The 13297-nt window shown below is 51.4% G+C and carries 14 protein-coding genes and 1 pseudogene; all 15 read left to right on the top strand.

Going from position 1 to position 13297, the window contains the following annotated elements; translation table 11 throughout:
• Positions 1-54 precede the first annotated feature (54 nt).
• A complete protein-coding gene (gene pcoD / locus INT84_RS21040; RefSeq protein ID WP_229692861.1) occupies positions 55-933 on the top strand; it encodes a copper resistance inner membrane protein PcoD in 879 nt (292 codons plus the stop codon).
• A 54-nt stretch (positions 934-987) separates the two neighbouring features.
• Positions 988-1668, top strand: a complete 681-nt coding sequence (pcoR, locus tag INT84_RS21035; protein ID WP_001188930.1) for a copper response regulator transcription factor PcoR — start codon at positions 988-990, stop codon at positions 1666-1668.
• Positions 1665-3065: a copper resistance membrane spanning protein PcoS gene (pcoS, locus tag INT84_RS21030; RefSeq protein WP_006785898.1), complete on the top strand. Its 1401-nt coding sequence runs from the start codon at positions 1665-1667 to the stop codon at positions 3063-3065. The genes pcoR and pcoS overlap by 4 nt, the downstream gene beginning before the upstream one ends.
• 215 nt (positions 3066-3280) lie before the next feature.
• A complete protein-coding gene (gene pcoE, locus INT84_RS21025) occupies positions 3281-3715 on the top strand; it encodes a copper resistance system metallochaperone PcoE (RefSeq protein WP_004388336.1) in 435 nt (144 codons plus the stop codon).
• A gap of 184 nt (positions 3716-3899) precedes the next feature.
• A protein-coding gene (locus tag INT84_RS21020; RefSeq protein ID WP_370529690.1) for an IS1-like element IS1B family transposase occupies positions 3900-4645 on the top strand; the annotation gives its coding sequence in 2 pieces (ribosomal slippage) (positions 3900-4149 and positions 4149-4645; 747 coding nt in all).
• Entirely contained in the window at positions 4642-5622 is a 981-nt protein-coding gene (locus INT84_RS21015) for an IS5-like element ISKpn26 family transposase (protein ID WP_020899206.1), read from the top strand. The genes INT84_RS21020 and INT84_RS21015 overlap by 4 nt, the downstream gene beginning before the upstream one ends.
• Before the next feature lie 589 nt (positions 5623-6211).
• A complete protein-coding gene (locus INT84_RS21010; protein WP_154283625.1) occupies positions 6212-6580 on the top strand; it encodes a hypothetical protein in 369 nt (122 codons plus the stop codon).
• 462 nt (positions 6581-7042) lie between these two features.
• Positions 7043-7408: a hypothetical protein gene (locus tag INT84_RS21005; protein WP_006781400.1), complete on the top strand. Its 366-nt coding sequence runs from the start codon at positions 7043-7045 to the stop codon at positions 7406-7408.
• Positions 7409-7492: 84 nt separating this feature from the next.
• The gene (locus tag INT84_RS21000; RefSeq protein WP_006781402.1) at positions 7493-8140 is read left to right on the top strand and encodes a hypothetical protein; all 648 of its coding nucleotides are present in this window, start codon (positions 7493-7495) and stop codon (positions 8138-8140) included.
• 75 nt (positions 8141-8215) lie between these two features.
• Positions 8216-8701 (top strand): DUF3085 domain-containing protein, encoded by a 486-nt coding sequence (locus tag INT84_RS20995; RefSeq protein ID WP_228066377.1) that lies wholly within the window; start codon positions 8216-8218, stop codon positions 8699-8701.
• Positions 8587-8862, top strand: a pseudogene (locus INT84_RS20990) (hypothetical protein); the annotation flags it as partial. The gene INT84_RS20995 and the pseudogene INT84_RS20990, both read left to right, overlap by 115 nt.
• A gap of 108 nt (positions 8863-8970) precedes the next feature.
• Positions 8971-9654 (top strand): N-6 DNA methylase, encoded by a 684-nt coding sequence (locus INT84_RS20985; RefSeq protein WP_006781411.1) that lies wholly within the window; start codon positions 8971-8973, stop codon positions 9652-9654.
• Between the two features lie 128 nt (positions 9655-9782).
• Entirely contained in the window at positions 9783-11291 is a 1509-nt protein-coding gene (locus tag INT84_RS20980; protein WP_006781413.1) for a UvrD-helicase domain-containing protein, read from the top strand.
• Between the two features lie 66 nt (positions 11292-11357).
• A complete protein-coding gene (locus tag INT84_RS20975) occupies positions 11358-12146 on the top strand; it encodes a conjugal transfer nickase/helicase domain-containing protein (protein ID WP_194208356.1) in 789 nt (262 codons plus the stop codon).
• A gap of 57 nt (positions 12147-12203) precedes the next feature.
• On the top strand, positions 12204-13205 hold the full coding sequence (locus tag INT84_RS20970; protein WP_006781417.1) for a site-specific integrase: 1002 nt from the start codon (positions 12204-12206) through the stop codon (positions 13203-13205).
• Positions 13206-13297 lie beyond the last annotated feature (92 nt).

Genomic DNA, 13297 nt, shown 5'->3' with positions numbered 1-13297 from the left:
ATTATGAACGACCTGATTATGATTGTTATTCGTTTTCTTCTTTATCTGGATTTGATGGTAATATTTGGATTGCCATTTTTTCAGATATATGGAATAAGCGGTGTCAGACATGAAACCTATAACCTGACTAATTTCAGGTCGTTTATAACCTTTGCTGTTGTTACAGGCATCATTCTTACTGGCATTAATATGCTCCTGGTATCTAATGCCATGAGTGGAGTAACTGACCTCAGAGAATTATCCATCCATGTTATCGAGATGGTGATAGAAGAAACTGATGTGGGTATTAGCTGGATTGTCAGGCTCTGTGCCCTGTTTACCACACTCGGTGCTTTGTTCCTTTACACTAATAAGAGAGTATTGTCCTGCCTGCTGATGACGATGAGTGGGGGCGTGGCGCTGGCTACACTTGCCTGGGGAGGACACGCCGTTATGCATGACGGTCTGCATTACTATCTCCATTTACTGAGCGATCTGACCCATCTCGGCGCTGCAGGTGCCTGGACAGGTGCTCTGGTTGCATTTGCTATCCTGCTGATGCGCAGAAACGAGCATAATGCACAGAGCGTCATTGTGATATCTGACTCCCTGGCAAAATTTGCCACGGCAGGAACGGTGATTGTTGTAGCCCTGATCCTGAGTGCGCTGGTCAACTATCTGTATATTGCTGAGGGTAACTTAACTCCCTTATTCAACAGTTCCTGGGGGAGGATATTGCTTGCCAAGACGGCTCTGTTTGTTCTGATGCTTCTTCTGGCTGCAGCAAACCGGTTTCACCTGGGTCCCCGGCTTGAAGTTATGGTCAGGGAAGGGAATTATGATCGCAGCGTTGCCCTGATGCGAAACAGCATCCTGACAGAATTCGTTGTTGCGATTATCATTCTGGGCGCCGTAGCGTGGCTCGGAATGCTTGCTCCGTCTCAGGTCAGCTAGGGGACAGCCAAAGCTCATGCGTGAGATTTTTACTTTCATATCAGCGAGTTGACCATGCAGCGTATTTTAATCGTTGAAGACGAACAAAAAACAGGTCGTTACCTGCAGCAGGGACTGGTTGAGGAAGGCTATCAGGCCGATCTCTTTAATAATGGCCGCGATGGTCTCGGGGCCGCGTCGAAGGGACAGTATGATTTGATAATACTGGACGTGATGCTGCCTTTCCTCGACGGGTGGCAAATCATCAGCGCACTGAGGGAGTCCGGGCACGAAGAACCGGTCCTGTTTTTAACCGCAAAGGACAACGTGCGGGACAAAGTGAAAGGACTGGAGCTTGGCGCAGATGACTACCTGATTAAGCCCTTTGATTTTACGGAGCTGGTTGCACGTGTAAGAACCCTACTGCGCCGGGCACGCTCGCAGGCCGCAACAGTCTGCACCATCGCCGATATGACCGTTGATATGGTGCGCCGGACCGTGATCCGTTCGGGGAAGAAGATCCATCTCACCGGTAAAGAATACGTTCTGCTTGAGTTGCTGCTGCAACGCACCGGAGAAGTGTTACCCAGGAGTCTTATCTCGTCCCTGGTCTGGAACATGAATTTTGACAGTGATACGAATGTGATTGATGTCGCCGTGAGACGTCTGAGAAGTAAAATTGATGATGACTTTGAGCCAAAACTGATCCATACCGTTCGCGGTGCCGGATATGTCCTGGAGATCAGAGAAGAGTGAGGTTCAAAATTTCCCTGACCACACGCCTGAGCCTGATTTTTTCTGCGGTGATGCTTACGGTATGGTGGTTATCAAGTTTTATCCTGATTAGCACCCTTAATGGCTATTTCGATAATCAGGACCGCGATTTTCTGACAGGTAAACTTCAGCTCACCGAAGAGTTTCTTAAAACAGAGACGTTCAGGAACAAAACGGATATTAAGTCATTATCAGAAAAAATAAACGATGCGATGGTGGGGCACAATGGCTTATTCATTTCTATAAAAAACATGGAAAATGAAAAAATTGTTGAACTCTATGCCAAAAATTCTGTTGTTCCAGCGGTCCTGCTTAATAAGTCGGGTGATATTCTCGACTATATGATCCAGACGGAAGAAAATAACACCGTGTACCGCAGTATCTCGCGGCGGGTTGCCGTGACGCCGGAACAGGGTAAAAGCAAACATGTCATCATTACGGTTGCCACGGATACTGGGTATCACACCCTGTTTATGGACAAACTCAGTACCTGGCTGTTCTGGTTCAATATCGGTCTGGTCTTTATTTCTGTTTTTCTGGGCTGGCTGACCACACGTATTGGTCTGAAACCGCTACGGGAAATGACCAGTCTGGCTTCCTCCATGACCGTACACAGCCTGGATCAGCGTCTAAATCCCGATCTGGCTCCGCCGGAAATCTCTGAGACCATGCAGGAGTTCAATAATATGTTTGATCGCCTGGAGGGGGCATTCCGGAAACTGTCAGATTTCTCGTCTGACATCGCGCATGAGCTGCGCACACCAGTCAGTAATCTGATGATGCAGACGCAGTTTGCACTGGCTAAGGAAAGGGATGTTTCGCATTACCGCGAAATTTTATTCGCTAACCTGGAAGAACTGAAAAGGTTGTCACGAATGACCAGTGACATGCTTTTTCTGGCACGTTCAGAGCATGGTCTGCTGCGGCTGGATAAACATGATGTGGATCTGGCAGCCGAACTGAATGAATTACGTGAGTTGTTCGAGCCCCTGGCAGACGAAACAGGAAAGACAATCACGGTTGAAGGAGAGGGCGTTGTTGCCGGAGACAGCGATATGCTCCGACGTGCTTTCAGTAACCTGCTTTCCAATGCAATCAAGTATTCTCCCGATAACACCTGTACAGCGATACACCTTGAGCGTGACAGTGACTGTGTGAACGTGATGATTACGAATACGATATCCGGCCAGGTTCCCGCTAATCTGGAACGTTTGTTTGACCGGTTCTATCGCGCAGACTCATCAAGGTTCTACAACACGGAAGGCGCGGGGCTGGGATTATCAATTACAAGGTCGATCATTCATGCTCACGGCGGCGAGCTGTCAGCAGAACAGCAGGGGCGGGAAATTGTGTTCAGTGTGCGTCTGTTAATGGATTAATACCGTTATTCAGGAGAAACCCGGAAGGTGACAAAAATGTCATCGTTCAGTCACGCGATAAACAGAGGCGGTTTTTTATAATCAGCCATAAATCAGGACAGCGTGATAATTCAATCGCCCGGTTCCTAGCATGATGATCAACCAGCCCTGAGATCAAATGCTTTCTCTGTTATAAGCATTGATTGTTCGGGTATGAAAACACCGGAGACCCAACCATGAAAAAGATCCTTGTATCCTTTATTGCCATGATGGCTGTCGCTTCATCTGCCTGGGCTGCAGAGACAATGAACATGCATGACCAGGTAAATAATGCCCAGGCGCCTGCCCATCAGATGCAATCATCCGCTGAAAAAAGTGCAGTTCAGGGGGAGAGCATGAAAATGATGGATATGAGCGGTCACGATCAGGCCGCAATGTCCCATGAAATGATGCAAAACGGCAATTCTGCTGCCCATCAGGACATGGCTGAAATGCATAAAAAAATGATGAAATCCAAGCCAGCAGCTTCTAACGAAACAGCAAAATCATTTTCCGAAATGAACGAGCATGAGAAAGCCGCTGTTGTGCATGAGAAGGCGAATAATGGTCAATCTTCCGTTATTCATCAGCAGCAGGCTGAAAAGCATCGCAGCCAGATCACCCAGAATTAACCCGCAGCTCCACTTGTTAGACCCTCATTTGACGCCGAAGTCACTGGCTTACGCTCCCGTCCGGGAGCGTTTTTTTAACTCTCTCATAAATTTTCAACTGTCAAGGGAATGGCATTCATCTGACCAACGGGTGATGCTGCCAACTTACTGATTTAGTGTATGATGGTGTTTTTGAGGTGCTCCAGTGGCTTCTGTTTCTATCAGCTGTCCCTCCTGTTCAGCTACTGACGGGGTGGTGCGTAACGGCAAAAGCACTGCCGGAAATCAGCGCTATCTCTGCTCTCACTGCCGTAAAACATGGCAACTGCAGTTCACTTACACCGCTTCTCAACCCGGTACGCACCAGAAAATCATTGATATGGCCATGAATGGCGTTGGATGCCGGGCAACCGCCCGCATTATGGGCGTTGGCCTCAACACGATTTTCCGCCATTTAAAAAACTCAGGCCGCAGTCGGTAACCTCGCGCATACAGCCGGGCAGTGACGTCATCGTCTGCGCGGAAATGGACGAACAGTGGGGATACGTCGGGGCTAAATCGCGCCAGCGCTGGCTGTTTTACGCGTATGACAGGCTCCGGAAGACGGTTGTTGCGCACGTATTCGGTGAACGCACTATGGCGACGCTGGGGCGTCTTATGAGCCTGCTGTCACCCTTTGACGTGGTGATATGGATGACGGATGGCTGGCCGCTGTATGAATCCCGCCTGAAGGGAAAACTGCACGTAATCAGCAAGCGATATACGCAGCGAATTGAGCGGCATAACCTGAATCTGAGGCAGCACCTGGCACGGCTGGGACGGAAGTCGCTGTCGTTCTCAAAATCGGTGGAGCTGCATGACAAAGTCATCGGGCATTATGGAAGGTGCGAACAAGTTCCTGATATGAGATCATCATATTCATCCGGAGCGCATCCCAGAGGGACATCATGAGCCATCAACTCACCTTCGCCGATAGTGAATTCAGCACTAAGCGCCGTCAGACCCGAAAAGAGATTTTCCTCTCCCGCATGGAGCAGATTCTGCCATGGCAGAATATGACCGCTGTCATCGAGCCGTTTTATCCCAAGGCGGGCAATGGCCGACGGCCCTATCCGCTGGAGACCATGCTGCGTATTCACTGCATGCAGCATTGGTACAACCTGAGCGACGGTGCCATGGAAGATGCCCTGTACGAAATCGCCTCCATGCGCCTGTTTGCCCGATTATCCCTGGATAGCGCCCTGCCGGATCGCACCACCATCATGAATTTCCGCCACCTGCTCGAGCAGCATCAACTGGCCCGTCAATTGTTCAAGACCATCAATCGCTGGCTGGCCGAAGCAGGCGTCATGATGACCCAAGGCACTTTGGTGGATGCCACCATCATTGAGGCACCCAGCTCTACCAAGAACAAAGAGCAGCAACGCGATCCGGAGATGCATCAGACCAAGAAAGGCAATCAGTGGCACTTTGGCATGAAGGCCCACATTGGTGTCGATGCCAAGAGTGGCCTGACCCACAGCCTAGTCACCACCGCGGCCAACGAGCATGACCTCAATCAGCTGGGTAATCTGCTTCATGGAGAGGAGCAATTTGTCTCAGCCGATGCCGGCTACCAAGGAGCGCCACAGCGCGAGGAGCTGGCCGAGGTGGATGTGGACTGGCTGATCGCCGAGCGTCCCGGCAGGGTAAAAACCTTGAAGCAGCATCCGCGCAAGAACAAAACGGCCATCAACATCGAATACATGAAAGCCAGCATCCGTGCCAGGGGGGAGCACCCGTTTCGCATCATCAAGCGGCAGTTCGGCTTCGTGAAAGCCAGATACAAGGGGCTGCTGAAAAACGATAACCAACTGGCGATGTTATTCACCCTGGCCAACCTGTTTCGGGTGGACCAAATGATACGTCAGTGGGAGAGATCTCAGTAAAAACCGGAAATAACGCCAGAAATGGTGGAAAAAATAGCCTAAATAGGCTGATTCGATGTGTTTGCGGGAAAAAAATCGGCCCAGATCCGCGAAATTTTAATCAGCGAGTCAGCTTGGGAAGAAATGACCTGCTTATTCGCACCTTCCTTAGTTAGGATATAAGTCAGCGAAAATGTATAAATAATCTTAGCCGTAGGCTAGGGACTGTTATTAAAAAAAGTTAATGACAATATTGTGCCAGTTCGTCAGTTGACATGTTCACTATTTGCTCTGAAAATAGACAGGCTTACTTGTTGCTACATGCAACCAGCTAATGCTCCGGCAGTCTGAGAGGAGCGCCTTCGGGTGACTAGCAGCTAACGTTTCACCGGTCTGAGAGAAACACCTTCGGGTGACCGGAAAATCCTCGCAGCCTGAGAGAGGATACCTTCGGGTGGTAAATCCGTTTAACCTCTGGAAACGGATATCGCTGAACAGTGATTGAGGTCATTTCAACTTATCAGACAGTCAGAATGTTGTTTTTTCTGACTCCCCGACGGGAAACACTTCCCGGTCGGGCAGGTGTTTCCTTTTTTTATGGAGAAACACCATGTCTGTCATCTCTTTTGCGGTTTTCCCTGAACATCTCCTTACTCAGCTTCAGCAGTCTGCTGACGCAGCTGTCCGGAGATTGAAATCTTTCATTTATCTGCATCGCAACAGCAGCTGGTATGTCAACGGTTCGGGCAATTATGCCGTCCGTGCGCACATCACTTCTGTCAAAGACCAGGGCGTTAACGTCTTTCTTACCGTTCGTACAGGTTGCCACCGCGCCGAGTATGTTTTTCACCGCCTGCCGGTTTCCTTTCCTGAGGGAATAACAGGTCGTCGAAACGCATACCGCCATGCTTGCCGTCAGGCACAGCATCTGGCACACCTGCGCTACCGTTTTCTTTCCGGAGGGCATTCTCATGACTGAAGCACTGCACGATGTCACTTTCCGTATTCTGTCGATGTCTGAGACGCGACGGGATGTATGTCCCGCTCAGTATGGCCCCGTAAGTGGTGTTTTCATCCGGGCGAAATCCTCAGAGATAACGTCTCCTGTGGCGAACAGGTTTTTGTCGCACCGCTCGGTGATTGTGATCCGGCTGACCCCGAACTCTGTGTATGGTGTCAGTATTACGGATATTCTCCCCGGGTGGAGGCTGGCGACATACTGGATGGCGTGGCCGTTTCGGGCATAAATTCCGTAGATCCACTGTCGGTAGCTGCGTTGAAAAGCCTGCGCTTTAATCCTGAATATGTGTATCAGGAGCAATCTGATTCATATGCACTGAACTGATCGGTTGATGAACGCCGGTCAAAAAATGTTGTGGACCCTGACGGGGATATCTCTCCGTCGGAGGGAATATCCCGTTATTTACCTGAGGATATACCCATGCACACAGACGTTTATACGCTTAAAACTCCACTGGACACGCTCAGCTGGCTTTGCCTGCTTGAGAGTGAACTTCTGAGCATAAGGGCATTCCAGCGTCTCGATCTTCATACGGACCGGGATGAACCGAATGAACTGACGTTTCTGGAAGATTCCATCATTGGCACCGGCACAGCTTATGGCTGGTTTGTCTTTTTACTCGGGGAAGGCGATATTCCGCCTTTGCCTGATACGTCTAAAAATTTGCTCTTCACGCTGGACGAGCTGGGAAAAGAAATTAACCGGCCCTTCTGGGAGAAGGCCGTGGATGAAGGTATCCAGGATGCCCGGTGTGATCGGGCTATAGCGGCTCTCGAACGGATGTAACCAGCAGAAAGAACACACCCTGACGGGGATTTACTCCCGTCCGGGGGATAAATCCCCCCTTTTTTATTCGCGGAGGATTTATCGATGAAAAACCTGTTTTCTTCGCCGGCTTCCATGTCGGTTGTCTACACCATCGAGCACGTCAGCACGGTTCCGTTGCGACACTGGCATGCTTTCGTTCTGGCCGTCACAGAAACTTTCTGGCAACTGCCGGTGCGTCTGCGTCCGGGGAATACGTATCTGCCGTCGCTTAATCGCGCGGCTGACCTCTTTCCGGTTGCTGATGTCATGGCGTTTTGTGGCGACACAGGCGGCAGTGTCTGGCCGGTCAACATGACGATTGAGCGTGAGCGCAACCGCAATACGCTGAGTATCCAGGAGCTGGATTTTCAGCATCAGCCCTGCGATTTCTTTGCACGCATTGTGATGGTCCTGCTGCATAACCTGTGTCCGGGCAGCTTTCGGATACATTCTTCTGACGAAGGCCGCAGCTGGGCGTTACCGTTACGCTGGATTGAGCGACATCTCGGCCTGCCTGAGCAGCCGACGCTGACCGCGCCTCAGCCGGTACTGAAAACGCCGGTGCGTGGTGACGCGTTTGATTCCCTGCTGCTGCAGCTGCTCTGCGGTGGTGAGCGTGTGCTGAGCAACGACGACTGGAATGCGTTTACGGAGGCTGAATTTCAGCTGTATGAACTGAAGCGGGTCGCGGAAAAAACTGACGCGCTGTAAACAGTACTGACTTTAACCCCGTCGGGAGAGATCACTCCGGACGGGGCGGCTCTCCCGTTTTTAAAGGAGAGCCCCATGCTTTTTTTCGACAACAAAGACCTGACGAACGTCCTGCTGGCCGCCCGCATGCAGGGAGGTCAGCTTCACCTGGCAAAGGATGAGGGTGTTTATCTTATGCCGGCCACCGGTGCCTGGCAGGGCAACGATCCGGTGCCGCGTATTGCGTATGCCACAGGGTGTCACCCTCAGAAAAATGAGGACTGGTACGACACGGCACGCCTGCTTGCCGGCGGCGATGATTTCATTGAATCACTGTCGATAAGCGACGCGGTAGCCACCTCTGTACTGTCCGGCAGGACGGACCTGAGGATCCTGATTACCGACACACAGATACAGGTGCTCACCGCAGCGACTGACCGGGTGAAAGTCGCGCAGTACCGCCAGAAAACAGTCTTACGCTGCAGATGGATACGCCCTGGCTTCCGCCGTCAGGTGAGGTTGTCGGGGAAATTTCTGCGGTATTTGACTGCGAGGTGCGTCACAGCTACAGCGAGCCCGTGAGCGGGCTCAGCGGTTACGACTGCTATGACGGCGGCGAACATGTCGACGGACACAAAGGTGCGGCCGGCGCGTCTCAGCCCGGTCAGGTGCTTTATCTCGTCAGCGATGAGCCGGCGTTATCGACTCAGGAAGCAGCATCTTATCGTGAGGTCCGGGGGTAAAAGCCTGTTCCTCCGTTAACCCAGCCACGGCAATGCCGTGGCTTTTTACCCTCAGGGGACACGTCCCCTGGTCAGGGTGCGTGTTCCCTTTTTTTATGGAGAAGACGCATGCCTGGCATGATTAACCACGAAAAAGCCTTTGTTAAGTTGTTCAGTCAGACGGCCCGGTATCATCACCGGTTTAAAGTGTTTGAAGACTTCATCAGCTGCAGCGTCATCGCGCTGGAAAACCGGCTTCACTTCAGTGAAGCGCAGGAGCAAAAGTATCTGCGTATAGTCGGTGGATACGAAAAGGAGGACGTCACGCGCATGGCGCAGCTGCTGGCCCACGTTGTTAACGGGCTGGGTGAAGCGCCCGGGGACTTCCTTGGCCGCGTCTTTATGCAGCTGGAGCTGGGTGACAAATACAGGGGGCAGTTTTTCACGCCCTGGGACGTGGCCAGAATGATGGCGGCCATGCAGCTGGGCGACACTGAAGCGTTGTTCCGTGACAAACCCTTCATCACCCTGAGTGAACCTGCGTGCGGTGCCGGCTGCATGGTGCTGGCATTTGCTGATGTTCTGCAAAAGGCGGGGTGGCCACCGCACCGGTATCTGTGGGTATCCGCGACAGATATCGATCCGCTTGCGGCCGGAATGGCTTACATACAGCTGTCCCTGTGCGGGATTGCCGGCGAAGTGGTGGTAGGTAATACCCTGGCGAATGAACGACGCCGGATACTCTATACCCCCGGGCACTATCTCGGCGGCTGGCCTGTTCGTCTGGATCCACGGTACTTGCAGGCGGCATAATCACATCCACACGCTCCCGCCCGGGAGCGTTTTTTATTTCTGAAGCACGGTATCTGGTTTTTTATCGTAGTGAACTCTTCCCGCTGTCAGGCTGTTTTTTTTCACATCTGCTGCTGCGGGAGAACACAGTGACCTGGAAAACAACAGCCGAACAAAACGCCATCATCGAATGGAAGGGTAATCATCTTGTGGTAAATGCGTTTGCAGGCACAGGCAAAACCTCCACGTTAGTGAACTACGCTGAAGCCAACCCGGAAAGTAAGATGCTTTACCTTGCCTATAATCGCGCTGTGCGGGATGAGGCTGAACGCAAATTCCCCTATAACGTAGAGTGTAAAACGTCGCATCAGCTGGCATGGGCCCGTTTCGGCAGGCATTTCCGTGACCGGCTGACAGCCAGTCTGCGCATTACGGATGTGGCCCGCAAGCTCAATACCCGCCACTGGCCGCTGGCGCGGCTGGCGCTAAGCGGGCTGAACATGTTCCTCTGCAGTGCAGATACTGAGCCGGGGCTGATACATCTGCCGTCTGAGGATGATCGCCACGGTCTCGATGCCGGTAAAATTCTGGGGGCAATCCAAATCCTCTGGTATGAAATGAGCCGTACTGATTCAACCTTTCCCGTCACGCACGACACCTACCTTAAACTTTTCCAGCTTTCACATCCTGATTTATCAACACGCTGGGATACCATCCTTTTCGATGAGGCGCAGGACGCTAACCCGGTGACCAGTGCGTTTGTACTGAATCAGCCCTGCCGGGTCATCCTGGTCGGCGACCGCTACCAGCAGATTTACCGCTTTCGCGGGGCGGATAACGCGCTCAATGCCCCTCAGCTGGCGCAGGCAGACAAATTGTGGCTGACGGCGAGTTTTCGTTTTGGCCCTGAGGTCGCGCGTATGGCCAACATCCTGCTGGACCGTGCCGGTGAAGATAAACAGGTAACAGGCAACGGGGGGGAAGACAGTGTGGTGACCCGAATTCCGGAGGGAACTGAGCACATTGCTGTACTGAGCCGGACGGTATCCGGTGTGATTGGGAGTGCTTTAACGGCAAGTCTCATGGAGAAAAAGGTCTTCTGGGTCGGCGGGATTGAAGGCTACAAGACCGAAGAGCTTGAGGATCTGTACTGGTTCTCCGCCGATATGCCTGAAAAGATGCAGTCCCCGCGCTTCAGCCGGGACTACCGGGATTTTGACGAGTACTGCTCGATAGCCAAAGCCACGCAGGACGTGGAGATGAACCAGGCTATTCGCCTGCTCGATGACTTTTTCCCGCTCCCTCAAAAGCTGGCCATTATGCGCCGTCAGGTCGTCACTCATGAAAAAGAGGCTCAGGTCACGGTTTCAACCGCACACCGCAGCAAGGGGCTCGAATGGCCGGTGGTGATGCTGAGTGAGGATTTTACCGACATTACCGACCCGCTTCTTTCGCAGGATGAGCGGCAGGATGAGACCAACCTGCTGTACGTGGCTGTCACCCGGGCCAGAAGAACGCTCGTGCTTAACGAGTTGATGCGCTGGCTGAGCGATGAAGGCGGGAAAAACCGCGAGACGACGTACGAAACCGTACCGTCCGGAAATGGAGAGAGTGCCGACAGCCACGAAGAAACGGGAAAAACTTCTGAGAATGAGTAACTGGTTTTTTATGGTGAAGCGCGGGGAGTGTCACAACACTGGGCAGCCCTATACCAGGAGAAAATCATGCGCGACAGAATCAGGACTCTGAGGTTTCTGTTTTCAAAAGGTGAACCGGAACCAGCACGTCATGTATCCGCTTTCACACCTGCCGGCTACCACGCTCCGCGTACGGTCGATACGCTGTGCTGTAGCCCGTTGAGAAAAACCTGCCTGCAACAAATATGGGAAAACAGCTCACTTCCGGCGGATGTTTATCACCGGTTTTATATAACGCCACTGCATGGCTTACTGGCCAGGGTACAGGCAGGCGTGTCCGTTGTGATTGCAGAGGAACAGCAATCGTCAGAACCCCTTGAAAAGATAGAAGACCCCGCAAATGAAAAGGAACCGTCTGCAAAAGGAAACTCGGACTATTCTCAGGTTGCAATTGTTAACAAATGTGATGAAAGATCAGATTCCGTACCCGTAGCAGTCTCCGGTACTGACGTAGCGGAAGGAGAACAGTTTTTTGACTGGCTCCGGGAGGGACTCAATCGGGGAGATATTAGTTTTAATGGTAAAGCAGACAAAATCCATGTTATTGCCGGCTATGTCTTTTTACCCGTCCCCGGTATCTTTTTCGACTACCTTAAGGCCACTGGTTCGACTATTCAACGGGAAAGCATTCAGGCTTCTTTTGAGCGACTTAACCTGCATAAGCGTCGTGATAACAGGAGATTTTATTTTGCTCAGCTTTACGATACACCCGACAAGTCCGGGAGGTTCAAACGGGTAAAAGGCTACCTGGTGAAAAGCAGGCGGGTATACAGAAAGACCATCCCTCAGGACAGTCAGTTCATTTTGTTCCCCTGAGCACAACGTCGGTCTGACATCTGGTGCGTTACTGTTACTAAGAGAGGAATGGAAAAAATGAACGAAAATAGTGCTGACTGGCTCTGGCAGGAACTTATGGATGAGTACTTTTTCTGTAAATCGCTGCGCGAAGATACCGAGTGGAGTTATAAGAAGGTTGTTCGTGGTTTCAGGAAGCATATCGGGGAAGCCTGTCCGCCTTACGGCATAACCAGTCGCGATGTGCTTGAGTGGCGAAGGCATGTGCTCAAGAAGCAGTGCCTTTCTGCACATACCTGGAACAATAAGGTCAGCCATATGCGTGCCCTGTATAATTTTGCCATCACTTCTCAACTGACGAACTTAAGTAAAAATCCCTTCAATGGCGTATCGGTCAAACAGGACAAGAAGCGTAAAAAAACGCTAACAAAAAACCAGATGACAAAAATCTGGCTAACTATGCAGCAATTTGCTTCTGAGCCCAGAACCGAATCTAAATGCGCTCTGAGGCCAGTATGGTACTGGCTGACTGTCCTGGACACCTTGCGTTACACTGGTATGCGGCAAAATCAACTGCTCCATATACGTCTAAAAGATGTGTCTCTTGACGATGGGTGGATTGAATTAAGAGCGGAAGGCAGTAAAACGTACCGGGAATGGCGGGTTCCCGTTGTCAGTCATTTACGACCGAGACTGGAAGCATTGCTTCAGCGTGCAAGGGACTGCGGTGCCGGCAATAATGATGCGCTTTTTCACTATGAGCGGTTTGTCTCTTCGCCTGCAGAAAGGGCGTCTCTTTCGGAAAAACCATCGCTGCAACCGTTACGCTCTTTTTTTCGTAGACTGTCAAAAGAGTGCGGATTTGATGTTTCTCCCCACCGGTTCAGGCACACCCTTGCCACGACACTGATGAGCTCGCCTGAACGAAACCTGCAGCTGGTTAAGGGATTGCTGGGGCACCGCAACGTGAGTACAACAATGGAATATGTTGATATCAGTATGGATATTGTGAGCCAGGCGCTGGAAAAGGAAATGGCACTTTACACCGATAAGGCTGAAGAGATGTTTTACAATGGTTGACATTCAGTCACGTCATTGTAATTATTCACAGTGATCGAGAAAAGGGAGCCTGTGTCAGCAGGCTCCCTAATCGAGAGGGTAACTTCTTGATG

It is taken from the genome of Superficieibacter sp. 1612_C1 (genome assembly GCF_015234305.1).
Lineage (GTDB): Bacteria > Pseudomonadota > Gammaproteobacteria > Enterobacterales > Enterobacteriaceae > Superficieibacter.
Note: the sequence above shows the minus strand (reverse complement) of the source record. Positions and strands in the feature narration are given on the sequence as shown.